The sequence below is a fragment of the Fortiea contorta PCC 7126 genome (genome assembly GCF_000332295.1).
In the GTDB taxonomy this organism is placed as follows: Bacteria; Cyanobacteriota; Cyanobacteriia; order Cyanobacteriales; family Nostocaceae; genus Fortiea; species Fortiea contorta.
On sequence record NZ_KB235930.1, the window covers coordinates 4,154,952 to 4,178,984 of the forward strand.

Here is a 24,033-nt window from a genome sequence, read left to right on the forward strand (position 1 = left end):
GCGCTAAATTTTGGTGAGAATTTCTACACCATCTTCAGTCACAACTAAGGTATGCTCACATTGTGCTGAAAGTTTGCGATCGCGTGTCACAGCAGTCCATTTATCGCTGAGAACTTCAACTTCCCAAGTACCCTCATTAATCATCGGCTCAATTGTAAACACCATCCCTGGTCGGAGACGCTTACCTTTACCTCGTGTGCCATAATGAGGAATATCAGGTGCAGTGTGGAAAATATTACTAATTCCATGTCCGACAAAATCTCGCACCACAGAAAAACCCTCAGCCTCAGCATACTCTTGAATGGCGGCGCCAATATCCCCAATCCGCGCCCCTGGTTTCACTTCCGCAATTCCCCGACGGCGACATTCATCTGTCACTTCCACCAGTTTTCTCGCTTTGGCTGAGGGAGTACCCACGAAAAATGTCTTGGATGTATCGCCGTGGTAGCCATCCACAATCAGCGTCACATCAATATTAATAATGTCACCATCCTTGAGAATTTGCTTGGCGTTAGGAATACCGTGACACACTACCTCATTGACGCTGGTACAAATTGATTTGGGATAACCTTTGTAACCCAGAGGAGCACTTTTTGCACCGTGTGCTTGTGTCCACCGTTCTGCTTCATCATTAAGTTGAAGAGTACTCACCCCTGGCTTGACAATCGGCTCTAGATGCTGTAGTAATTGAGCAGCTAAATACCCTGCCTGACGCATCTTTTCGATTTCTCTTTGAGATAAGATAACGATTGTTTCGTTTTTCATGAACTTGATCTACAGGTCAAATATTTTTCACAAATATAGTTAATCCAGACTCAGCGGCGTTTTTTGCAGCTTCAGCGACCTTTAAGGTGTATAAGCTTTCTTCTGGAGTGACATATAGCGGAGTGCCATTAAAGATATGATCTAACACTATACTTGTATCTTTAGCAAATAAACCCCGACGAGTTCCCACCTCTATCGGCGTCGTTTCTCCCCCCTGAATAAAAAATCCGGTATCACCATCAAAAATTAACCCCCCGTTTTCCCCATGTATTTCAAATTTGCGTTCTGGTTGCCATAAAGTTTCGCCTTTACCGTATACTATTTGAGCTAAAAGTCCGCTGGTGAAGCACAGTTGAGTAATGCAAAAGCAGGTTTGGTAGTAATCTGGTTCTCTTTCCCAGTATCGCTGATGACAGTTGACTGTAAAAACTTCACCAAATAAATCGGTGAGGCGATGTAACCGGGAAAGCGCCCCCATCAGCGGAAAACCAAACAGTGAATGATTATAAGTCCACTTGCGGGGTGCAGGATTTTGAGGATTGATGGTGCTATAGCGAACATAAAAAATCTCACCCAGTTTCGCTAAATTTTGCTTGATGGCTTGGTGTAATCCCCCTAACATCTCGATATGTTCGACATGTAAGAGTTTGTTTTGGGTTTTGGCTAGGGCGATGAGTTCTGCGGCTGATGCTACTTCTAGAGCTAGAGGATACTCAACTACTACGTGTTTTCCGTGGGATAGTGCCGCTTTGGCGATCGCACTATGATCACGGTTGACAGTGGAAATGATCACTAAATCTACATCTTCCCGTGACACTAGTTCTTGCCAACTCTCCACGGCTTCAGTTTGGTAATTTTCCGCAAAAATAGCGGTTGCTTCTAGTTTATGTCCAGCAATTGCTACCAGATCCGCTCTTTGTTCATGCAGCAGCGCCTCTGCTCTTGACTTGGCCGCATTCCCAGTTCCCACTAAACCCACTCGCACTGTTGTTGACGCCACATCAAACTTCCTGAAAACTTTTAGCTCACAGCTTAACCAACTACAAATACCATATATCTGTATCACATTTGCAACAATCTATTGACAAATCCATAATTTATCCTGTGGGTTATTGTGTATTCAAAGAATATCATAAGTAAAACTTATTTTTAGGAACTAACTAAGTTCCATTACTAATCTGGATCGATTTCCAGTTACATCGCCGAATTTTTCTCGTAGTATCAGAATTGAAGCAAACTTAAAACAACGGCTCATCAAGTGATAGTAGTCGTAAATTTGCTTGAGTAAAACTTATACTACCGTCCATCAAATAGAGGATTACTGTCATGGCAACTTTCAAAGTCAGACTGATCAACGAAGCTGAAGGGCTGGATCAAACAATTGAAGTCCCTGATGATGAATATATCCTTGACACCGCAGAAGACAAGGGTCTAGACTTACCCTACTCTTGCCGTGCTGGTGCTTGTTCTACCTGTGCTGGTAAGCTGATATCAGGTAGCATTGATCAATCAGATCAATCATTTTTAGATGATGACCAGATTGAAGCTGGGTATGTGCTGACCTGCGTTGCTTATCCCAAATCTGATGTCACCATCGAAACTCACAAAGAAGAAGAACTTTACTAAAATTCGTCCCATCATCAATTGCTCGCCAGAGTTAGCGAATTTTGTAGACAAATAAGCAGAACGCGATTATTTTTTGGCTGATGTCTGCTACATACAGCTAATTTCCCTAAAGTCTTAAAACCTGATATATCAAGCAAGAACGCAGCTATCTAGTTAGTATCATTAATTTTGCCTGTTTGTAGCTAGTGCTCAATGAGTTATTGATCAATCAGTTGCCGACTACAAACCTGTAAGATGAGTGCACTGGAGTCATAGCGGGAGCGCTCTTGCTTTTTTAGTTGTGTCTCCAATAGAAAGAAATACATAAGTATAATTTATTGACAACAACTAACTAAATTTCATTACTAATCGTAGTCAATTTCCAGTTAAATACTTTAACTTTTCCCGTAGTATCAGAATTGAACTAAATTAGACATCCCGGCCGATCCCATCAGATCAGCCGCGGTATGTGCTTTAGTAAAACTTATACTGCCGCCTGAAAAAGAGAGGAATACTAAATGGCCACCACATACAAAGTGACTTTAGTCGATCAAGAAGGAACTGAAACTGTAATTGATGTTCCTGGAGACGAATATATTTTAGACATTGCTGAAGACAAGGGTCTGGACTTACCCTACTCTTGCCGTGCTGGTGCTTGCTCAACCTGTGCTGGTAAATTAGTTTCGGGTACAGTCGATCAGTCTGACCAGTCATTCTTGGACGATGAGCAGATTGAAGCTGGATATGTACTCACCTGTGTTGCTTACCCAACCTCTGATCTGAAAATCCAAACTCACAAAGAAGAGGATCTTTACTAAAAATTCACATGGCGTATAGGGAATGAGGAATGGGACTAGCCCCCAGACCTCATTTCCTAGACAACTTTCCCTGTTTTAAAACTCAATCTCCTGAGAGAGAATTTTAATTTGAGTGCCAGGATAGTAAAACTGGAGAATTTTTGGGTTTGACCAACCCAATTTAGCTAAATTTTGAGCACCCGTTTGACTCAAACCCACTCCATGTCCTAACCCACCACCGACAAAGGCGTATCCCCATAAACCCGGTTGTCCTTTGTTCAGGGCTTGTAGATAAAACAGTGTGCTTCTCGGTGCAAAAAAGGCGCTACGGACTTCATCTTTGTGCAAGGTAAAAGTACCAATATCGGTTTTCACCGCCAGTTCGAGGATGCGTCCGCTGGGCGATCGCTTGACAATTTCCATCTGCTCAATGGTTTTAAACTTACTGTAAGGGCTGTTTTTCACCCGCAAGAATTTCTGCAAACCCTTGGTAATGTCTTCTAGGCTGGTTTCTTTGCGCCAACGAAACAAATCCCATTCGCTTTCATTGAATCCTTTGTCTAGAGTGATAAACTTCTGAAAGTTTTTTTCGTCTGCTAAGTTTTGTCTAGATAAATCCCAAATATTGATCGCCGCATCTACTACTGGTCGCAAATAGGGACGGTCTTCCCCATTCCACACATCACTAAAGGAAGCGGTGACGCCGCCGGTGGTGGAAGAATAGAGCGCATCTACTAGCTGGTTGTTGTAAGTTAATACCATTCCCCTAGTCGCAGCGATCGCTCTATCTGTGGTTGGCGCTACTCCATTTAATCCATAATACACTTGGCAGTGAGTATCAGCGCATAACTGATAATTATCAATCTCAAACCGTCGCAAGTTCCGCAGTACATAGGTTCGCGCCAAAATCGCTTGGGCTTCCATCGCCGCTTTCGGTGCGGTTGTGCCGATTTCATAGGGTACAACTCCACGCAAATAGGTTTCTAGCGGTACTTCATTCACTAGAGTGTATGAACCATAAGCGTTTGGTTGTAATGTCATCCCCCCAGCATATAAACGCCCTTGTTCTGGCTTTTCACCCTGATTTACCCGAATCAAGTTTTTACCAGTGCTAATTTCTAAATTATTTTGGCTGTAGCGCTTACCGTTCACTACCCAACTAATTCGCGGTACTTGCGTCAGAATTTTTGTCTCTAAAGATACCAGCTTTTTTTCCCCTGCTAGTAAACTTTGCAACAGCAACCGTCGTAGTAGCGGTGTGTTATAAACATCGCGTTTTGCCCAAACTTGCCAACGGTCAGGCTGGGCGACTTCTACCTGTATTCCCTGAGCACGCCAATTTTTGGCAGTGTCCGCTGCAGTTTCGTAAGTGCGATATGTACCTAAAACTACAACCTCATTAACTGCTGGTTGCGGTAAAGTTTGCATGACTGTTTCCAGCAAGACAGGATTTTCAGTCACTAAAGTTTGTGTTTGATTGCCTGTGTTAAATTTTAGCTTTAAGCGATCGCCTTTACTCGGCTCTAATTTTAACTTGGCTGTGGGTTGCTCTCCAAATCGCTGCACAATGCCAATTCTCAGTGTTACCTCCTTTGTCTTCATTTGTGGCCCTGATGCAGCAGTCAGCCCCAACAAGCAAAATGTCGTCAGTACATTGCAAGAAATACGCCACAACGGAATTTTAAAGGCAACTTTTTGACGGCGTTGGGGCGGATTCTCTAATTGCTTTGTACTGTAGTGGTTTTGTCGCATAAGCGCTCCCAGAATACCATGAGACTTGTTGCAGAATTTGAGAAAGGCGTTAGGGGTTAGACAATAGGAATGATAACTCTTGGTTGCAAGTGGAACCTGTTTATTTTGCTTTCTTCCTCTTGTAGGTTGACTTTTCGCCAGATATGCACCATCAACTTAACTAAAAATATTGCAAAGCAAAGTCATAACGACTATGATTTATATAGATACAAACACCAAAGCTAGCGAGGAAAACTCCTGATGGTAAAAGTTCAAGAAATCCCATTGCATCAGATTCAGCGGCCCTTACCCCGTCAGAATGATCCCGATAAAGTCCAAGCCTTAATGGAGTCGATAGCAGCGATTGGGCAGCAAGAACCTATAGATATCTTAGAAGTAGATGGGCGCTACTACGGCTTTTCCGGTTGTCATCGCTATGAGGCTTGTCAGCGCCTAGGGAAAGAAACTATCTTAGCCAGAGTCCGCAAAGCTCCCAAAAGCGTTCTCAAGATGCACATAGCATAAATCAGTCCAAAAAAGTTGAAGTATGAAACCACCTCATTGATTGTGTAATCAGCCTGGAACTACGGACTTGCTAAATTTTCACCCAGTCTAGATGTAGTGACTTTTTTCATCATTCATCCAAGAGACTTCCTTCGTAAACAGTTACAAATGATAACTAAATAAATCACCAATCAGGAGAAAATTATGTCATCTCAACCACAAGTTTCACCTTTGAACATCGGTATTGACGAAGCTAGCAGAGCGAAAATTGCCGACGGCTTATCTCGGCTATTAGCTGACACCTATACACTGTATCTAAAAACCCATAACTTCCACTGGAATGTGACAGGGCCAATGTTCCAAACTTTACACTTGATGTTTGAGACGCAGTATACAGAATTAGCCTTAGCAGTTGATTTAGTAGCCGAGAGAATCAGAGCATTAGGCTATCCCGCACCAGGAACCTACAGCCAGTATGCCCAACTCAGTTCCATTCCCGAAACAGAGGGAGTACCGAAAGCCAAGGAAATGATTAGTCTGTTGGTAGCTGGACAAGAAGCCATAGTGCGGACTGCGCGGTCAATTTTTCCTCTAGTGGAAGAAGTGAACGACGAACCCACCGCCGATTTGTTGACCCAACGGATGCAAGTGCATGAAAAAACAGCTTGGATGTTGAGAAGTTTGCTGGAAGAATAAAAGGAGGTGATGGGGGGGTGGGGTGATGGGGGGATGGGGTGAAAAGAATTTATGCTTACGCTTCTCCATCTTCCTCGTCTTCCCACACTCCCCACACCTCCCACACTCCCCACCTCCCCACCTCCCCACCTCCCCATCTCTCGACACTCGCCCATGCTCCAAGATAATTACACCCAAAAGTTACAAGACTTGATGCAAAAACTGGGTATTTCTAGTTTTAGAGCACTCAGTCGCGTCAGTGGTGTTTCGCAACATCAAATACTGCTGTTGCGACAGGGAAAGCTGGAACAGATGCGGGTGGAGGCGTTGGTTAAACTTTCTCAAGGGTTACAGATCCCATTGAGTGAATTAATCAGCGCTTTTTCTGGGTTGAGTGTGAGGGTTGAGAAAAGTTTTGATTCTGAAGTGAATATCTTAAGAGAAGAGTATGAGCGATCGCAACTGCAACTACAACAACAGCGAGAACTTTTACTCCAAGCATTCCAGCAGTCGAGTTTGCAACTGCTGGAATCTTTGTTGTTGCAATTTCCCACCGCAGCCCAAAAAGCACGGGAGAATCCAGAGTTAGCCGCCGTGAACATCTTACCGCTGGTAGAAAAACCCCTAGCTAGATTATTGCAGGAATGGGGAATAGAAGCGATCGCACCTGTGGGCGCAGAAATACCATACGATCCCCAACTCCATCAACTCATGGATGGTACAGCACAACTAGGGGAAATAGTCAAGGTGCGTTACCCAGGCTACCGTCAGCGAGACAGACTCCTGTACCGAGCCAAAGTCAGCCTTGTGAGCAAAATTTAGATGTTTTGGATGTAGAGACGAAGCGAAAGCAGCGTCTTCAGCTACCTCTTGTTAGAAAACCGCCCAGCTTGGGAAAACTAAAACAGCGCCAAGAATTTTTTCCCTACCGATGGGTATTCTTCAATGATGCTTTTGCTAGCTTCACCGGATTGAATTCAAAAGAATATTGTAATTTACCCCTAGTAGAAAGTTACGTTGAGCAATTTCACCAAGTATTTATGAATATTTTTGCGAATGCAATTGATGCTTTAGAAGAGTCAATTTTGAAGAAAAAAATAAACGGAACTCCTCAGATTTGCATTCGTACCGAATTACGAGAGTCGAACCTAGTCAATGTTAGCACTAGTGACAATGACATGGAAATATTAAATCAAGTTAAACAAAGACTTTTCAATCTCTTTTTTACTACTAAACCCCTTAGCAAAGGTACTGGTATGAGCCTATCTATTAGCTACCAAATAATTTCTCAAAAGCATCGCGATTCTTGAGAGTATTTTTTACACTTAGGATGTGGTACTGAGTTTTCGATTACTATTTCCCTAGAGCAAAATTAATACTAAAAGAATAATAACTGCCAAAATTTAAACTAATTTTTAAATTTACGAGTAAAAAAAGACTAGTATAGTGCTTTGAGATTAGATAGTATTTAGTGGCTAGTAGTTTTTATCTAATAAGTAATTCATGCTGCGTAAATTATAATTAATAAAAAACTGGTTGTCATGAATATTTCATGACTTTATATTTGCCAATGATTCCACAAATGAATTAACATTAGTATATAATACAAGCAAAATCAAAGTATATTAAGAAAATAAGGAATTAATCATGATAGTACAACAAGAAGTACAAGTGATCAAGCTGAATGGAATTATCAATGCAGCACAATCGCAGGAATTACGAATAAAAATTACAGAACTTGCAGAAACTGGTGCAAAAATTGTCCTAATTGATTGTCAAGATGTAACATTTATGGATAGTTCAGCATTAGGAGCATTAGTACTAGCTTTTAAAGCCTTGCGAGCAGTTAATATCAAATTAGTTTTGTGTGCGATTAATGAACAAGTAAAAATCCTATTTGAACTAACTAGTATGGATAAAGTTTTTGAAATTTTTTCCAGTCAAGACGAATTTCATCACTTCATAAACTCGCAAAACTAATCAAACTTAATTTGGAGTATGGATAAATCATCTTCAAATGTCTCATGAGACTGCAAAGCAGATAGATAATTTAACACTTGGTCTAATTGATAGTCTACATTAGATTGTAAACTCACAAGTAGTTGAATAAATCCATCCAGACTCCAGAGCTTGCCGTCTGATTTAGTAATTTCATAAGCACCGTCACTAAAGATATAAAGCGTACTGGATGTTTCTATATTACAAAATCCATCGACATATGCTGCTTCTGGAAACATTCCTACCGGCATACCGGGAGTTCTCAAAAGTTGAACTTCTGTATGATGAGGAGATTTGCCAGATAATAATATTGCAGGTGGATGACCAGCACTGGCATAAATTAACTGGCGCTTAACTTTGTTGTAAACTCCATACCAAATGGTGAAATATTTATCATTTTGATAACTAATTTGGAAAGTATCGTTCAAAGCCCTAAGTACATGACTTGGCTGGTAATAATTTAGGCTTTTCAGGGCGCGGGAGCGCAGCAAGTTTAACACTGAAATTGAGGGAAGAGTGGCTTTGAGTCCGTGTCCAGCAGTATCAAGTAAGTAGATTGCCAAATAATCAGAATCAAGCCAGTAATAATCGAAACAATCGCCACCAAGTTGTCGTGAAGGGATGAATCGGGAATTGATACTCAAAGGTTCCCTCATAGGTAAGGGTAGCAGCGAGCGCACATATTCTGCAGCTTGTGACAATTCTGCTTCTAAAAGCTGTTTTTGAGTTTGCAAATCTCGACTCAATTGATGTAAGCGCAACCCCGCCCGTAACCGAGCTTGCAATTCATTTTTTTCTATAGGTTTAGAAATGAAATCATCAGCACCAGCATCTAAACCCTTGACACGATCAGCAACTGAATCTAAAGATGTTAATAAAATAAAGAAAATGGTAGATAAATTTGGATCTGTTTTAATGCGATGACAGACTTCTAAACCATTTAAACCAGGCATAATCCAATCACAAAGAATTAATGCTGGTTGGTAAGTAAGCACTTTTGCCATTCCTTCCTCGCCGTTACAAGCTATGACTACCTCATAGCCCTGCTTTTCTAACATCCTTTTAAGTAATATTTGAATTGAAGAATCATCATCAATTACCAAAATTTTAAACATAGGCAAAGACAGTTAGATTTAGTTAGTAATTTGCTACATAAATCAAAATTTAAAATATACTCAAATTGGATGCTTTTCAAAGCATAGCTTTATCAACTATGGAGGTGATAGAGGATTTAGCCACAAAAGCATAGTACGTTTTAGTTGATTTAAATCACGATATACCTCTTGCTTAAACCATTGCCCGATAGCATCAATAGGCGTAAAAGATGTTCCAGTTTGCCATTGAAAATCTTGACCTAAAGGTGTAGTGTGAGTCCCTGGTAAAGTTTGTATTGTCACCATTTCCTCAAAACGCTCTTGTAAAATTTTACTCAAAGCTGCGGATTGGTCGATGGTATCATTACTAAATTTTATGATTAAGTTGCGACGGACATTGTAGCGTTCCTGCACCAACTTGCTAGTTTCTATGGGGTTAGGGGTAAACTCAATCGCTAAAGCAGAATTGAATTGCTCTACCAAGGGGATAGCGTCCCTAGCAGCATAGTTGTTAAAAGATATCAAAATATTACCCGCACGTTCCACAGCAGATTGACTACCAATCAGCAAATGGAGTTTACAACCCATGCTGTGTCCCACACCATAAGTGGGGAGGTACAGCTTGCGTAGGCTGGCTGTATCATATAAGCGTTCTAGAGTCCGCTCAAAATTCAGTAGTACAGATTTAGCGATCGCTGTATGATCCAAGGTATTAATAAAAGGTGTAGCAATAATAACATACCCTTTATTGGCTAGTTGTTCTAGTATCCAACGGTAAGTTAAGTGAGGCGCTGTAGCGACGAACGCACCTCCTAAGAAATGGATAATACCGATAGGATTTCGGGGAATCAGTACCCAGTTTCCTCTAATTTCTTTCCAGTCCATACCGACAGCGTGAATTTTCTTAACACTTCTCTATGTTAGACCGGACTAGGGAATGGTGAATGGCGAGATGATGAGAGAGATAACTCATCAGCCATAGCATCTATTCCTAAATTTTTTCATCGCTGGTTCTGTAACCTTTTCATTTCGTGTTGCACATCTAATGCAATTTGCAACGCTTCGTTTAATAATCTTCCATGCTCAGTCGCTTGTTCATTAACTTGCATTGCTGTTAAAGTCGCTAAATTATTCACAAAAAGTTCGCTATTACTGAGAATAAAATTCCTATTTTCCCTTAAAATTCTTTCGGTCTTCAAAGCGCGAACTAAATCTGCTCTTGTCAGTTTTAAAGCTTCAATAACACTCTCTCTTTGGTGAATACATATATCTGGATTACCAGCATCTTCTATTTGGTCGTTGATATCGATGGCTTTGATCACAGCATTGTATCTATCAACATCATTCAACAGAATTTGCAAAGAATTTGTCAAGTTTGCTTTGAGAATTTTACTGCGTTTTCTCCAGAGCAAATATAAGACTGTTTGTGTGACACCGCCAACCCATAAACTTAAAACAATAAATAAGATCCAGGATGGAATTGTCACCCAACTAGCAAAAATTCTGATAACGATATCAAACAGTAGGTAGCCAAAAACAGCTATAGAAAAACTGATGAAAACTACCGTAGCCCCTTCAGTTACCTTAATTTTTTCAATAATTTTTTTAACAAATTTATTGAGGTATTTAGTAATAATTAAAAGTTCGTCTTTCACTGGTAAATTAGTCAAGTTTTGCAAATTTTTTTGACTAATTTCTAATCCTTGTAAATCATTTCGCACAGTTTTTCCCACCTTGCCATAATAGTTATTTAGTACAATATAACAATCAGATTTTGGGAATGGTAATCAACGAATTGTTATGTCTAGGATTTTTCAATAAATCATTAAAAAAAATTGTTGACATTAGATGATATTTTTTTATAGAAGTCAACAATAATAGTTCGTTTGTCAAAAGATCAACTTAATAGTGTCATGAGTGTTGTAAATTGTCACGATATTCCACAATGATTGAGGGTTTTCTGTACCATTGTAGCTAGCGAATTGCTGATGAGCAATGATTTTTTCTCAAGATAGCCTTAACACCATCCGTTAGTACCGTGTTCAAAGGTTCAACTGGCTAGTAAAGTTACATCTTCATTAAGTAGTAATTAAGGATGCTGGATTTGTTAATTACTATAATTTTGCTGAGAGATGAAAATTTAAGATTTGTAATAATGAGTAAGCTGATGGCAAAAGTTTTAACTTGAAGCGGCGGACATTTTTAAAGCAGTTGCTACGCTAAGAGAAGCCGTCCATTTTCCGAGAAATGCTCTGGGTGCGCTAGTGATAGCCTTTTCTAGGTAGAACTAATACATATCTAATAACAGCTTGCATACTTAGATATGAAACTAATAAAGCCTATTTGAGCAATTCTGCCTCAGTTGAGCATTTGCTAATGCTGATACTTATGTCAAGATGAAGAAGAGGACGGACATAAGTCAAACAATGTTAGGAAATTTACTAGACGGGCGTTATCAAGTCCTCCAGGTTCTGGGTGGAGGAGGATTCGGTCAAACATACATTGCTGAAGACACCCATCGACCGGGTTCGCCAAAATGTGTTGTCAAGCATCTCAAGCCAATTACGCATAACCCAGAGTTTCTGAAAACTGCTAGGCGACTATTTACTAGCGAAGCAGAAACATTAGAAAAGTTAGGAAGTCACGACCAAATTCCCCGACTTTTAGCTTACTTTGAAGAGAACCAAGAATTTTTTTTGGTGCAAGATTTTATTGCTGGAAATTCCCTGAAAGCAGAACTACTACCGGGTCAAAAATGGACAGAAGAGCAAGTTATTCAACTTTTATATCAAATATTAATTGTTCTGGAATTTATTCATAGTCAAAAAGTTATCCATCGTGATATTAAACCAGAAAATATTATTAGAAGAGAACAAGACAACAAGTTAGTGTTAATTGATTTTGGCGCAGTCAAGCAAGTTCAAAATCAACTGTTCACAGTTCCAGGACAAACAGATATTAGTATTGCTATCGGCACACCAGGATACATGTCAACAGAACAGGGACGAGGTAAACCCCGCCCTAACAGTGATATTTATTCTTTAGGAATGATTGGTATCCAGGCGCTGACGGGGTTGCATCCTAGACAAATGGAAGAAGACCACAATACAGGAGAAATTCACTGGCAACATCAAGCTATAGTTAGTCCAGGGTTGTCAGAAATACTATCAAAAATGGTGTTGCACCATTTCAAAGAACGCTACCAATCAGCAACAAATGTGATTGAAGCTCTACAGCAACTGCATACTCAAATAGAGGTGCAATTAACTCAAGCACCGTTAGCTATTTCCTCATTTTTTCCACCTGTAATTAACAAATCACCTGATAAAATTGCCACCACAGAACAGTATAACTATTTAGAAAATATGCTTTTAGAATTTGTCGGACCTGTCGCCCCGACGCTGTTACGACAAATAGCATTATCAGCGCCCAGTTATGAAGAATTAATTGATAATTTAGCAGTTCATCTCACAGAGCAACAACAAACTCAGTTTAAGCAGAAAGCAACTTCGATGTTCAAGGAATCAACTCTTAAACAGGAAAGCCAATCTAAAAATTTACCAACCAATACACCCCAGACTAGTCAACCGCAAATAAATGCAGTAGAGTCAATCAGCGAAAACTTTATCCGTCAGTGTGAGCGAGAATTAGCCAATTTAATTGGGCCCATCGCTAATTTTATTGTCCAAAAATCCCTGAGTTCTGCTCCGCAAATTTCTCGCACAGAACTCATAAAGATTCTCGCAGCGGAAATTCCTGACTCCCAAAAAGCTTTAAAATTTCAAGAACGTCTACTAACACTCAAAGATTAAATTATTAGTTTTTCTGGTTTAATAACTTCATAGCTATTTCCAAACTAGATTTCATGCGATTGAATGCGGCTGCTAACCCACCAATTTCGTCTTGAGAATTTTCCTCAAAGCTAGCATCCATATCACCAGTACTAACTTGCTGCGCTATTTTTTCAATTTTTCTAATTCGTTGCACTACATATTTTTTGATGAGAAAATTAATTAGCAGCAAGATGACTGCAAACACAGCTATTAAGATTCCCGTAATTAAAGACCAAGTTTGTTTGGCGTTATCAAAAATCTCTTCCGAGGGCACGGAAATCACTTGGGCGGCGACAATTTGATTGAGTTTCCATCCAAAACCATTTTCTGTACCATAGGTTGCTAACTGACTTTTAGGAGCCTGTTCTGGTGTGGAATGACAGCGCAGACATTTCTGATCTGTAATTACTAGAGGATTGGCTATATAAAATACTTTACCTTCAGCAAAATCACGGTAGCCTGATAGTTCTTTAAGGTTGGTATTGCTGCGAAAACGCTCGACAAGTTGTGTTTCAAAATTATCAGCTTTATCTCTTAAATTTGTCGGATTCAAAGTGGCTTCTTTATAAAGAAAATTTTTATATTCTTCGTTTTTCCGCAAATTCTCAAATACTTCTGTGGCAGAATAAGCTGGTACTGTTTCGGCGATGAAAGCGGGTTCTGTTTCCAGTCTAGCTGCTAGCAGGGGATTGATGCGATTTTGTGTGTAGTTTCTGACAGCATTCATCGCTTTGATGAGAATCAGCGCTTTATTGGTTACTTCATTTTGTGCTTTGTGTTGCAACACACTTGATAGAGCCGTACCGCTGACGAAAATGCTGACTATAAAAACTATTGTGAGCAGTAAGTTAACTTTTGTACCTATTTTTAAGTTTTTTAACATATGGTTGTGAGCATCAATAATTACAAAATAATGTGATATTATACTCGAATTCACCTGATTTTTATAGATGCTAACAAGTAAATAAATATTAACTTTGAAGTAATCAAAATCTAGCTAGGCTAAGAATAAAAAACTTAAAAAATAAACGATGCGTTGGCAATTTTCACGTCGGTTTTTCTTATTTCAGCTACTATCTTGGATAATTGCTGGATGCGAATCAACGCCAAAATCTACGGGTATATTAACTGTTGGCGTCATCAATTATGATGGTGGAGAGGATATAATTCAGCGATATACTCGATTTAATAATTTATTAGGTAAAAAAGCTAAAGCACACATTCGTCTAGAACCAGTTTTTAATGAAAATAAAGCAATAGAACGGCTAGAATCTCGTGCTTGGTCGTTGGTATTTGCTCCACCGGGTATAGCAGCGATCGCAATTACTCGTCACCAATATATTAGTCTATTTCCTATGGTAGGTGTGAGTAATTTGCGTTCAGTGTTTGTGGTTCGCAAAGATAGTCCAATTCGCGATTTGAAACAACTACAAAATCAAATAGTTGCGCTTGGTCAATTAGGGTCAGCAACTGGATATTATTTCCCTCTTTATAATCTTTTTGGTTTAACACTAGCAGAGATATTATTTGCATCTACACCGAAAGCAGTTTTAGAATTAGTAGCCACAGGAAAAGCAGCTGCGGGCGCTGTTTCTTTGGCAGAATTTAATCTCTACAGTCCATTGCTACAACAAACTGAGTTTCGCATACTTTATACAGATCCCCATTATGTACCATTGGGTGTGGTTTTAATTGGGCCCAGTGTAGAACGCAACCACCAAGAATCAATTCGCAAAATTATGAGTGATTTTCCCTCAGCTTTAACTCAAGAAGCCGGCTATATACCTAATGGCAAAATACCTGATTATGAATATATGATTTCTATAGTTGAACGGGTGAACTTGATTACTCCTAATATTAGGAATAAACCTGTGCGATTAGTTCTGAATTCTTAATCATCGAACCACCAAGGGTCTTTATTTGTGTTAGTTTTAATTAAAAAAACTTTTTTTCGCGTAAATCGTTTGATAGCGGCTGAACCCATCCGCGACCCTCCTAATCCAGAAAATTTGAAGGCGTTTTTCTCTCCTTCATGCATGATTGCAGTCAAAGCTGCATCATTGATACTAATTGCACCTGCATCTATTTGCTGGGCTACTTCGATTGCAGATGCTTCTGAACCCGCAAATACCGCCGCACTCAATCCATAAATTGAGTCATTGGCTAAATTAATTGCTTCTTCCACTGTAGAAAAAGTCATTACAGGCATGATAGGGCCGAAAGTTTCTTCGGTCATGATTTTCATCGAGTGGTTGACTTGGGTGAGGACTGTAGGACGAAACCACCAACCCCCACCTAATTCTTCAATTTGTCCACCACAGTGAACTACCGCTCCTTTTTCCACCGCGTCTAGGAGATGGTCGCTAATAATTGCTGCTTGTCTTTCGGCGATAATGGGGCCGATTTCGCCACTTTCGACTGTAGGGTAAGCTAATTTCAGCTTTTGGGCTTTGAGAACTAGTTGCTTGACAAACTCCTCACATATCGATTCTGCAACATAAATTCTTTCAATTGATAAGCATGATTGTCCGGTGTTCACAACAGCGCCCCACAAAATCGCTGATGTAGCTAATTCTAAATCCGCTGATGCTAAAACGATCGCTGGATCTTTCCCTCCCAATTCTACAAAAGCGGGGATAAAATTTTTCGCCGCCGCCTCCGCAACTTTTCTCCCCGTAGCCACACTACCGGTAAAACATACTAAATCTACATGTTCAATCAAAGCATATCCGGTTGCACCTGCTCCTTCAATGAAAGTCAGGACTTCACGCAGTTTAGGAACCGTATTCAATGCTGTTGTTAGGGGTGCGACGAAGCGGGGTGCAATTTCACTAGGCTTGACAATTACTGCACAACCTGCTATCAAAGCAGGAATTGTATCAATTGTCGAGAGCAATAAGGGAAAATTCCAGGGACTAATCACCCCAACTAGGGGGTAGGGGACGGCTGATGGTTGCAGTGAAATAAACGGGATGGTGGTATTTTTTGCTGATTCTTGGAGTAAATCGGGAGCTAATTTACACCAGCGGTCAAGGCTGGAGACAAAAGAATCAATTTCCATCTCAGAGACAGATAGTCTACCAGTATCATTCACCAAAGCCTCTGTCAAGCGATCGCGCATAGCCAATATCGCTTGTTTCCACTCTTGTAATGCCGCAATTCTCCCTTCTAAACCTAATTGTTGCCAGCGTACCTGTGCCCGCCGCAAACGATGACATTGCTGTGCCAATAGCTTCGGTGGCGGCGGTATAATTACATAGTCAAATTTGCCTGTCCTGGGATTGCGAACTTCTATTGATTGATTCATAGGTAATAAATATCTCAATCCCTAATCTTGAATTACTCCCAATTTAACTAAACGCTCAATCGTGGCTTGCTGGGTGGTGATAAAATGTCTGCGGTCTATTTCCCCTTCCAGCATAGTATTTGGTGGATAAAAATGCGACTGCAGGTAACTTTGGGCGTATAGCTCGAATCGTTGACGGGAAAGTAAATTATTTAACCCTGGTCGCAGGCGATCGCGTCTTAAAGCGGCCAAGTTTATCTCAGCAAAAGCTGCCATACTTTCACCTGCAGATGTTTCTGCGACAACTATTCCGCGATGATCAATAATTTTAGAACCCCCATCAACTGAAGCTTGAGGTATGGGAGTATTCACGATACCTGCTGTATTCGAGGACACTACATAAGCTTGATTTTCCACCGCCCTAGTAATTTTGGCGGCGTCCTTCGGCGTCAAAGTTTTGTTATACGTTTCCGAAGTGGAATGGAGAAAAATTTCTGCCCCCCGCATCGCTAAACACCGCGACACTTCAGGATATAAAATTTCTTCAGATGCCAAAGCTGCCAAATTCCCAATCGCCGTTTTCGCCACCGGGAAAACCCCATCCCAGCCATAACATTCTAGATACCGATCCCAGACATCATGAGGCGTAGGAGCAAACATCGAATTTAACCGCCGATAGCGCAACACTACCATTCCCGCCGGATCAATCACAAAGCAAGTTTGGAAGTATAATTTGGGAAAATTGGGGTCGAGTTCGTAGGCATTACCAGCTAAAAATATGCCATGTTTCTGAGCAATTTTACTTAAAGCTCCATACTCAGGCCCATCCATTTCTAAACAGGCTTTTTCTGCCCAAACTGCGAGGGATTCACCCAACGGAAAACCAGTCAGAAAATATTCTGGTAAAACAATTAAACGACAATCAGTGCCAATAAAAGCAATACTCGCCGCGATTTGTCGTTCCAAGCGGTTAATAGAATCGAGCATCATAGCACGAGCCGATAAGCGATCGCTCGCTTGATTCACCGCATAACAAGTAACTTGTAGTGCCAAAGCACGGAATGATTCCAGATTATCAGTATTAGCTACCATGTGGAAAAAAATATGAGGACGGCTAATTCAGGCTTCTATCAGGCTGCTACTGATCAAACAATACCTTGTTTTACCGCATCTGAATATTTGTGATTTATTCTTTGTCTCCCCACACTCCCCATCTTTACAAGGGTAGGTATTTTGTATTTGGTCATTTTTTTGCTGTTTCAGCCGATGCTTAAACGCTGAAATAACCAAACTACGTTAAACAATTGAGAATTTTCTCAATTATTTTCGAGATTTTAAAAACCCTACCCTTGAAAGCACTCCCCATCCCCCCATCTCCCCACCTCCCCATCCTCCCATCTCCCCTCACACCTCCCACACCCCCCACACCTCCCACACTCCCTAATTCCCCAGTGACTGCAACAATAGTGATCACTACACTTTTGAGTTATATCTACCTGTGAACGCCCCCACTAGCACATCAGCACCAACTCAGTCACGCAAAGCAGATCACATCCGTATTTGCTTAGAGGAAGATGTCCAGTGTCACCAAGCTACTAATGGACTAGAAAACTATCGTTTTATCCATTGTTGTTTACCGGAAATCAACCGGGATGAGATTAATCTCGGCACAACTTTCTTAGGAAAACACCTCAATGCACCTCTGCTGATTTCTTCAATGACGGGGGGAACAGAACAAGCAGGAATGATTAATCGGCGTCTAGCGGAAGTGGCGCAAAACTACAAAATTGCTATGGGTGTCGGTTCCCAGCGCGTAGCAGTGGAAAAGCCCGCTGTGGCTGACACTTTCGCTGTCCGTAAGTATGCTCCTGATGTGCTGTTATTTGCTAACTTAGGGGCTGTGCAACTGAACTATCAATATGGTTTAGATGAATGTCGGCGAGTGGTGGATATTCTGGAGGCGGATGCTTTAATTTTGCACCTCAATCCGCTGCAAGAATGCATCCAAACTCAAGGTGATACTAATTTTAAAGGATTGCTTGACAAAATGCAAATTTTGTGCAGTAAATTAACTATACCCGTGATTGCGAAGGAAGTAGGAAATGGCATTTCTGCAGTCATGGCACAAAAGCTAATTGCAGCGGGGGTGAGAGCGATTGATGTCGCGGGGACTGGTGGTACTTCCTGGGCAAAGGTCGAAAGCGAACGAGCAGAAAATCCCTTACAACGCCGCTTGGGTAGGACTTTTGCTGATTGGGGTTTATCCACAGCAGAGTGTATTACGAGTATCCGAGCGATCGCCCCAGATGTACCTTTAATTGCGTCGGGAGGGTTGCGTCACGGACTAGATATTGCTATGGCGATCGCCCTGGGAGCCGATTTGGCTGGTTTAGCAATGCCATTTCTCAAAGCCGCAGCTTTATCAGAAGCCGCAGTTGCAGACTTAATTGAAGTCTTAATTGCCGAACTGACCACAGTGTTATTTTGTACTGGTAATGCTACCTTAGAAAAGTTGCAACATTCTCAAAGTTTACAGCGCCTACCGGGGAAATGAGGGAAATGGGGAGGTGATGAATCCTGCGTTGTGCGCGAGTTTTCCGTGTTGAGGAGCCACTGCTCGACTAGAAGTGAATCCCTAACCCCACGCAGGAGCGTCACCCGCAAAAGGAGATGAGAGAATAACTCTAGCTCCTAGCCCCTAATCCCTACCCCCTAATCCCTACCCCCCCCAGGTAAACAACAAAAATGCGTAACTTTCTCCAACAAACTTTTGCTAGTTTAATTGGCAGTTTACTCGGATTGATGATTTTTTCCGGTGTTGGCACTATTGGATTATTTTTATTGTTGTTGGTAGTCGCTACTTCCAAAGATACTGGCCCCGAAGTCAAAGATAAGTCAGTGGTGGTTTTTGACTTATCTTTGAATATCACTGATAGCGCGCCAAGTTCCGGTCAAATCTTGCAAAAGGCCTTCTCGGGTGTAGACGAGAATCGGATGACACTCCGCAGCGTTGTTGATACTTTAGAAAAAGCCCAGCGCGATCCGCGAATTGTCGGGATTTATTTGGATGCGTCACGGAGCACAGCAGGTGGTAGCGCAGGTTACGCAACACTCAAAGAAGTTCGCCAAGCACTTTTGAAGTTTCGCGCTTCTGGGAAAAAAATTACAGCCTATGGTGTGGATTGGGGCGAACGGGAATATTATCTCAGTTCCGTAGCCGATAAAATTGTCCTTAATCCTCTGGGTGCGGTAGAAGTCAACGGTTTGAGTTCCCAACCACTGTTTCTCGCAGGCGCTCTGCAAAAGTATGGTGTCGGCGTGCAAATTGTCCGCGTGGGGAAATTCAAGGGAGCTGTGGAACCGTTTATTCTCAACAAGTTGAGTCCAGAGAACCGCGCACAAACGCAAAAATTGTTAGATGATGTTTGGGGAGAATGGCGTAACGCCGTCGGCGAGACTCGGAAAATTAATCCCGAAAAACTACAGGAGATCGCCGATAATCAAGCATTATTAGAAGCTGAGGCAGCTAAGAATAATGGTCTAGTAGACCAAATAGCATACGCTGACCAAGTAGTCAACGACTTGAAAAAATTGACTGCTAGTGATAAAGAAGATAAAACCTTTCGCCAAATTAACTTGATAAGTTACGCCCAAGTTCCCGGTAAATCCTTGGGTGTAGAACGTCAATCAGACAAAAAAATCGCCGTTGTTTATGCAGAGGGCGAAATTGTCGATGGTAGGGGAGATAGTGGCGAAGTTGGGGGCGATCGCTTTGCCAGAATCTTCAATCAACTCAGGCAAGATGATAAAATTAAAGCAGTGATTTTACGGATCAACAGCCCTGGAGGTAGCGCCATTGCATCAGAAATTATGCAGCGCGAGGTACGCTTGACTCGTGAAGTGAAACCAGTAGTTGTATCCATGGGTGATGTTGCTGCTTCTGGTGGTTATTGGATTGCTAGCGATTCCCACCGCATTTTCGCTGAACCCAACACGATTACAGGTTCCATCGGTGTATTTGGGGTATTATTCAACGGACAAAAACTAGCAAATGACAACGGTATTACCTGGGATTCGGTGAAAACCGCCCGCTATGCTGACTCTCAAACCGTAGCGCGACCAAAATCTCCCGAAGAATTAGCAATTTACCAGCGCAGTGTCAACCGCATTTATAGTCTCTTCTTAAATAAAGTCGCTCAGGGAAGAAAATTACCAGAAGCAAAAGTAGCTGAAATTGCTCAAGGACGGATTTGGTCAGGGGTAGCAGCCAAACAAATCGGTTTAGTAGATGAAATTGGGGGTTTAGACGCTGCGATCGCCTATACTGCTAAACAAGCAAAACTGGGTAACGATTGGCAATTACAAGAGTATCCCCAACCCAGCAGCTTTGAAGAACGCTTTTTTGGTCGTGCTTTAGAAGAAGCAAACGCCACCTTAAAAGTCAATCAACCCCAACCATCCCATCCCCTGTTAACAGAATTCCAAAAACTACAACAGGAAATGACCACTCTGCAAAAAATGAACGATCCCCAAGGCGTGTATGCTCGCTTACCCTTTAACTTGAAGATAGAGTAAGGCAATAGGGAAATGGCGTTAATTCTACCATCATTCCCCAATCAAGAACGCTGACCAGTCACAATATACGCCACTCGTTGACCGATATTTGTGGCGTGGTCTGCCATGCGTTCTAAATAACGAATTGCCAAAGCCAGTAGTATAATTGGTTCGACGACACCCGGAATATCCCGCTGACAAGCTAAAGTTTCATAAAGGCGATCATAGGCATTATCCACAGCGTCATCTAGACGCTTAATACTTCTGCCGCCAGCTGCGTCTAAATCGCCTAAAGCTACCAAGCTAGCAGCTAACATTGCCTGAGCATGATGAGACATTATAGCAATATCTGGTACAGAAGCGTGGGGTGGATAAGGAAAAATCTTAATCGCAACTTCCGCTAGATCCTTAGCGTAATCCCCAATGCGTTCTAAATCTCGCACCAGTTGCATAAAAGCACTCAAACAACGCAAATCTTGAGATGTTGGAGCTTGTAGCGTTATAATTGTTGTGCATTCAGACTCGATCTGTCTATAAAAACGATCAATCTTCTTATCTAATCGGGGAACTTCCGCAGCTGCGATCAAATCGCGGGAGACTAAGGCTTGGTGACTGAGGCGAAAAGATTGTTCCACCAAAGCTCCCATACGCAATACATCCCGTTCTAAGCGCCTAATGGCTCGTGCTAACTGAGGTCTGTCAGGATTGGGACTATAAAGGACGACTTTCACACTTGTAGTCTCAAACGTGAAGATATTTTTTAACTATAGTCTTGACTTGAGCTGTTTGTCACAATTTCTGGTATTTGGAGTTGTATCCATGCACCACCGGTTTGGGGATGGTTCATTGCTTTAATTGTACCGCCGTGGGCGAGAACAATTTGTCTGACGATCGCCAAACCTAAACCGCTACCTACAACTGCTGTTGTGGAACTATTCTCTTCTACTGGGGAACGATATCGGGCTTTGTCTCCTCGATAAAATCGCTCAAAAACGTGGGGTAAATCTACTTCTGCAAAACCGACACCGGAGTCAATGATATTGATTTCCAAGTATTGAAGACCAATTTTACTCTGACGATTGTTTTCGGCTGAGAGAATTTTCGCCTCCACCCGAACGGTTGCACCAGGGGGGCTGTATTTGATACTGTTATCTAACAAGTTGAGAAATACTTGATAAATGCGAGAACGATCAGCCTTCATCCAGAGATTTTCGGCTCCAGAATAAGTTAAAGTCAGATGCAGCCGCTGTGCTAACGGTTCTAAAGTTTCCCAAACAGACGCAACTAGCGATCGCACTTCCACCGCTTCTGGATGCAATTGCATGGTAGGATTAATTTCCATTTGGGTCAGTTCCAACCAGCTTTGTACCAAGTTTATCAGTCGGTCAACTTCTTGCATCAAGCGGTTGACCCAGCGATTTAACGGCGGTTCTAAACGGTTTTGTAAAGTTTCCGCTACCAAACGAATCGAAGTTAGCGGTGTTCTCAGTTCATGTGCTAAGTCAGAAAAAGAGCGATCGCGAATTTGATTCATATCCAGCAGCGGTTGGCGATTTTCGAGAAACACTCCCACCTGCCCTTGATCTAAAGGTAAGCTGGATGCTCGCAAAGCCAAAGACTTCATTATGGACATCGCCGCTGCATTTTCGCAAGAGGGGTGAAACACCCACTCCCTCACTTGCGGTTTTTGCAAATCACGAGTTTGCTCAATTAACTGATCGAGTTCATAAGACCGCACCAACTCCAGCAACAACCGCACTTGCCCTGGTTGCCACCGTTCGAGATATAATATACTCCGCGCTTGCTGATTGCACCACAGCAATTGATTTTCCTCATCTACCTGCAAATAACCCAGGGGAGCAAAATCTAATAATTCTTTGTAGGTGTCTAGCGATCGCTGCCAATTTTGTCGCTGCTGCTTCAGCATACCAATTTCTTGTCGCAAACGAGGCAGCAGCGGCAGCGCCACCTTGGCAGAGTGAGAATTTAAAGGCTTGATTGCTCGCCGCAGGTAGAGGTTTAATTGCATTTGTTGCCAAATCCAAAACCCAATCCCCACCGCTAAACCCAGACAAAATCCCAATAAAAACATTTAAGTTATTAGTTGCTTTGTGACAACTAAAAACTAACAACTATCCTCGCCAATTATCCAAATCGGTAGCCAAAACCTCTGACAGTCACAATATATTCAGGACGACTGGGGTCTTGCTCCAATTTTTCTCTCAACCAACGGATATGAACATCAACAGTTTTACTATCCCCTACAAAATCTGGCCCCCAGACCTGATCTAGCAACTGTTCCCGCGACCAAACACGACGAGCGTAGCTCATAAACAGTTCCAGCAAGCGGAATTCCTTCGGCGACAAACTCACCTCTTGATTGCGAACCAGCACCCGACACTCTTGAGGATTCAGAGTCACATCCTTGTATTTTAATACTGGTAGTTGCGGCAAAGTGCTCAACCGCTGACGACGCAGCAAGGCGCGACAACGAGCCACTAATTCACGCATACTAAAAGGCTTAGTTAGATAATCATCCGCACCCACTTCTAAGCCCAACACACGGTCAGTTTCACTCCCCTTAGCACTCAACATCATAATTGGTACCGGGTTGCCTTGATGACGCAGCAAGCGGCAAATATCCAGTCCGTTAATCTGCGGTAGCATCAAATCCAGAATCACCAAATCAAAACCTAATTCTCCGGAATTGGGTTCATAGCTTTTGAGATATTCTACAGCCGTCCGCCCATCAGAGGCTGTTACCACCCCGTAACCTTCCTCCTCCAATGCCACAACTAACATTTCCCTGATGAGTTCCTCATCTTCCACTAAAAGAATGCGGCTCGCTTGTCCGATTTCCGCTCTGGTAGAAAACTTCGTTGATTCGCTGGTGTACATTGATATCACAGGACTTTGGGTTTTTGCTGGTAGTTAAGACGACAATGCAGTCAATTATCTAACATCAGTGATCCGCGCTTCCCGTTTTTGTGATTTTTTTACAAAAAGTAGCACAAATTACAATTTCCTTTATATTATAGATACCACAGATAAAATTTTGCAAACAATTTCAGCAAATATCCTTCCGGGAAGCATCTACACCCGTTCCTGTACAGCATTAATTTTACTTGACAGTAGCAGCTCGATTTAGGTATATTTATAGTACGCAAGTACTATAAATACCAACAACAGAA

Annotated in this window: 24 protein-coding genes; 11 read left to right on the plus strand and 13 right to left on the minus strand. The window is 41.8% G+C overall.

Annotation, left to right across the window (positions count from 1 at the left end):
* Positions 1-3: 3 nt before the first annotated feature.
* Complete coding sequence (map, locus tag MIC7126_RS0119240; protein ID WP_017654801.1) at positions 4-765, minus strand: type I methionyl aminopeptidase; 762 nt, start codon at positions 763-765, stop codon at positions 4-6.
* 16 nt (positions 766-781) lie between these two features.
* Positions 782-1,765 (minus strand): Gfo/Idh/MocA family protein, encoded by a 984-nt coding sequence (locus tag MIC7126_RS0119245; protein ID WP_017654802.1) that lies wholly within the window; start codon positions 1,763-1,765, stop codon positions 782-784.
* A gap of 326 nt (positions 1,766-2,091) precedes the next feature.
* On the opposite strand from MIC7126_RS0119245, the gene MIC7126_RS0119250 reads away from it, so the two are divergent.
* Positions 2,092-2,391 carry a ferredoxin gene (locus tag MIC7126_RS0119250; protein ID WP_017654803.1) on the plus strand — a complete coding sequence of 100 codons (300 nt, stop codon included), beginning with the start codon at positions 2,092-2,094 and terminating at the stop codon, positions 2,389-2,391.
* 497 nt (positions 2,392-2,888) lie between these two features.
* On the plus strand, positions 2,889-3,188 hold the full coding sequence (locus tag MIC7126_RS0119255) for a ferredoxin (protein ID WP_017654804.1): 300 nt from the start codon (positions 2,889-2,891) through the stop codon (positions 3,186-3,188).
* A gap of 75 nt (positions 3,189-3,263) precedes the next feature.
* On the opposite strand, the gene MIC7126_RS0119260 is transcribed toward MIC7126_RS0119255, so the two are convergent.
* Entirely contained in the window at positions 3,264-4,919 is a 1,656-nt protein-coding gene (locus MIC7126_RS0119260; RefSeq protein WP_017654805.1) for a SpoIID/LytB domain-containing protein, read from the minus strand.
* Positions 4,920-5,159: 240 nt separating this feature from the next.
* Between MIC7126_RS0119260 and MIC7126_RS0119265 the strand changes: the two genes are divergently transcribed.
* The 5 genes from MIC7126_RS0119265 to MIC7126_RS0119285 all read left to right on the plus strand — a co-directional run bounded on the left by MIC7126_RS0119265 (position 5,160) and on the right by MIC7126_RS0119285 (position 8,057).
* Positions 5,160-5,423, plus strand: a complete 264-nt coding sequence (locus tag MIC7126_RS0119265; protein ID WP_017654806.1) for a ParB N-terminal domain-containing protein — start codon at positions 5,160-5,162, stop codon at positions 5,421-5,423.
* Positions 5,424-5,606: 183 nt separating this feature from the next.
* Positions 5,607-6,098: a Dps family protein gene (locus MIC7126_RS0119270; RefSeq protein ID WP_017654807.1), complete on the plus strand. Its 492-nt coding sequence runs from the start codon at positions 5,607-5,609 to the stop codon at positions 6,096-6,098.
* A gap of 153 nt (positions 6,099-6,251) precedes the next feature.
* The gene (gene grpE, locus MIC7126_RS0119275; RefSeq protein WP_026100384.1) at positions 6,252-6,899 is read left to right on the plus strand and encodes a nucleotide exchange factor GrpE; all 648 of its coding nucleotides are present in this window, start codon (positions 6,252-6,254) and stop codon (positions 6,897-6,899) included.
* A gap of 68 nt (positions 6,900-6,967) precedes the next feature.
* A complete protein-coding gene (locus MIC7126_RS0119280) occupies positions 6,968-7,387 on the plus strand; it encodes an ATP-binding protein (protein WP_154655929.1) in 420 nt (139 codons plus the stop codon).
* Between the two features lie 337 nt (positions 7,388-7,724).
* Positions 7,725-8,057, plus strand: a complete 333-nt coding sequence (locus MIC7126_RS0119285) for an STAS domain-containing protein (RefSeq protein WP_017654810.1) — start codon at positions 7,725-7,727, stop codon at positions 8,055-8,057.
* On the opposite strand, the gene MIC7126_RS0119290 is transcribed toward MIC7126_RS0119285, so the two are convergent.
* The 3 genes from MIC7126_RS0119290 to MIC7126_RS0119300 all read right to left on the minus strand — a co-directional run bounded on the left by MIC7126_RS0119290 (position 8,054) and on the right by MIC7126_RS0119300 (position 10,890).
* On the minus strand, positions 8,054-9,190 hold the full coding sequence (locus tag MIC7126_RS0119290; RefSeq protein ID WP_017654811.1) for a PP2C family protein-serine/threonine phosphatase: 1,137 nt from the start codon (positions 9,188-9,190) through the stop codon (positions 8,054-8,056). The genes MIC7126_RS0119285 and MIC7126_RS0119290 overlap by 4 nt on opposite strands.
* Before the next feature lie 96 nt (positions 9,191-9,286).
* Positions 9,287-10,054 (minus strand): DUF1350 family protein, encoded by a 768-nt coding sequence (locus tag MIC7126_RS0119295; RefSeq protein WP_017654812.1) that lies wholly within the window; start codon positions 10,052-10,054, stop codon positions 9,287-9,289.
* Between the two features lie 116 nt (positions 10,055-10,170).
* On the minus strand, positions 10,171-10,890 hold the full coding sequence (locus MIC7126_RS0119300; RefSeq protein WP_026100385.1) for a hypothetical protein: 720 nt from the start codon (positions 10,888-10,890) through the stop codon (positions 10,171-10,173).
* A 705-nt stretch (positions 10,891-11,595) separates the two neighbouring features.
* Here MIC7126_RS0119300 and MIC7126_RS32340 point away from each other — a divergent pair.
* Positions 11,596-12,981, plus strand: coding sequence for a protein kinase domain-containing protein (locus tag MIC7126_RS32340; protein WP_017654814.1), 1,386 nt, complete (start codon positions 11,596-11,598; stop codon positions 12,979-12,981).
* Positions 12,982-12,985: 4 nt separating this feature from the next.
* Here the strand turns inward: MIC7126_RS32340 and MIC7126_RS0119310 are convergent, their stop codons facing one another.
* Complete coding sequence (locus tag MIC7126_RS0119310) at positions 12,986-13,885, minus strand: Tll0287-like domain-containing protein (protein WP_017654815.1); 900 nt, start codon at positions 13,883-13,885, stop codon at positions 12,986-12,988.
* A 148-nt stretch (positions 13,886-14,033) separates the two neighbouring features.
* Here MIC7126_RS0119310 and MIC7126_RS0119315 point away from each other — a divergent pair, with 148 nt between their 5' ends.
* Complete coding sequence (locus tag MIC7126_RS0119315; RefSeq protein WP_017654816.1) at positions 14,034-14,897, plus strand: phosphate/phosphite/phosphonate ABC transporter substrate-binding protein; 864 nt, start codon at positions 14,034-14,036, stop codon at positions 14,895-14,897.
* On the opposite strand, the gene MIC7126_RS0119320 is transcribed toward MIC7126_RS0119315, so the two are convergent.
* From MIC7126_RS0119320 to MIC7126_RS27900, 3 genes are all read right to left on the minus strand, one after another.
* Complete coding sequence (locus MIC7126_RS0119320) at positions 14,894-16,309, minus strand: aldehyde dehydrogenase family protein (protein WP_017654817.1); 1,416 nt, start codon at positions 16,307-16,309, stop codon at positions 14,894-14,896. The two genes, MIC7126_RS0119315 and MIC7126_RS0119320, sit on opposite strands and share 4 nt — an antisense overlap.
* Before the next feature lie 21 nt (positions 16,310-16,330).
* Positions 16,331-17,380, minus strand: coding sequence for a nitrilase-related carbon-nitrogen hydrolase (locus tag MIC7126_RS0119325; protein WP_017654818.1), 1,050 nt, complete (start codon positions 17,378-17,380; stop codon positions 16,331-16,333).
* A gap of 199 nt (positions 17,381-17,579) precedes the next feature.
* Positions 17,580-17,762, minus strand: coding sequence for a hypothetical protein (locus tag MIC7126_RS27900; RefSeq protein ID WP_017654819.1), 183 nt, complete (start codon positions 17,760-17,762; stop codon positions 17,580-17,582).
* A gap of 24 nt (positions 17,763-17,786) precedes the next feature.
* On the opposite strand from MIC7126_RS27900, the gene fni reads away from it, so the two are divergent.
* Together fni and sppA are read left to right on the plus strand one after the other, a co-directional pair.
* On the plus strand, positions 17,787-18,842 hold the full coding sequence (gene fni, locus MIC7126_RS0119335; protein ID WP_017654820.1) for a type 2 isopentenyl-diphosphate Delta-isomerase: 1,056 nt from the start codon (positions 17,787-17,789) through the stop codon (positions 18,840-18,842).
* A gap of 191 nt (positions 18,843-19,033) precedes the next feature.
* Entirely contained in the window at positions 19,034-20,863 is a 1,830-nt protein-coding gene (sppA, locus tag MIC7126_RS0119340) for a signal peptide peptidase SppA (protein ID WP_017654821.1), read from the plus strand.
* A 41-nt stretch (positions 20,864-20,904) separates the two neighbouring features.
* On the opposite strand, the gene phoU is transcribed toward sppA, so the two are convergent.
* From phoU to MIC7126_RS0119355, 3 genes are read right to left on the minus strand one after another with little or no spacing between them, the layout of a single operon-like run.
* Positions 20,905-21,573, minus strand: coding sequence for a phosphate signaling complex protein PhoU (gene phoU, locus MIC7126_RS0119345; protein WP_017654822.1), 669 nt, complete (start codon positions 21,571-21,573; stop codon positions 20,905-20,907).
* A 29-nt stretch (positions 21,574-21,602) separates the two neighbouring features.
* Complete coding sequence (locus MIC7126_RS0119350; RefSeq protein WP_017654823.1) at positions 21,603-22,934, minus strand: sensor histidine kinase; 1,332 nt, start codon at positions 22,932-22,934, stop codon at positions 21,603-21,605.
* 53 nt (positions 22,935-22,987) lie between these two features.
* Positions 22,988-23,740: a response regulator transcription factor gene (locus MIC7126_RS0119355; protein WP_017654824.1), complete on the minus strand. Its 753-nt coding sequence runs from the start codon at positions 23,738-23,740 to the stop codon at positions 22,988-22,990.
* Between the last annotated feature and the right edge of the window lie 293 nt (positions 23,741-24,033).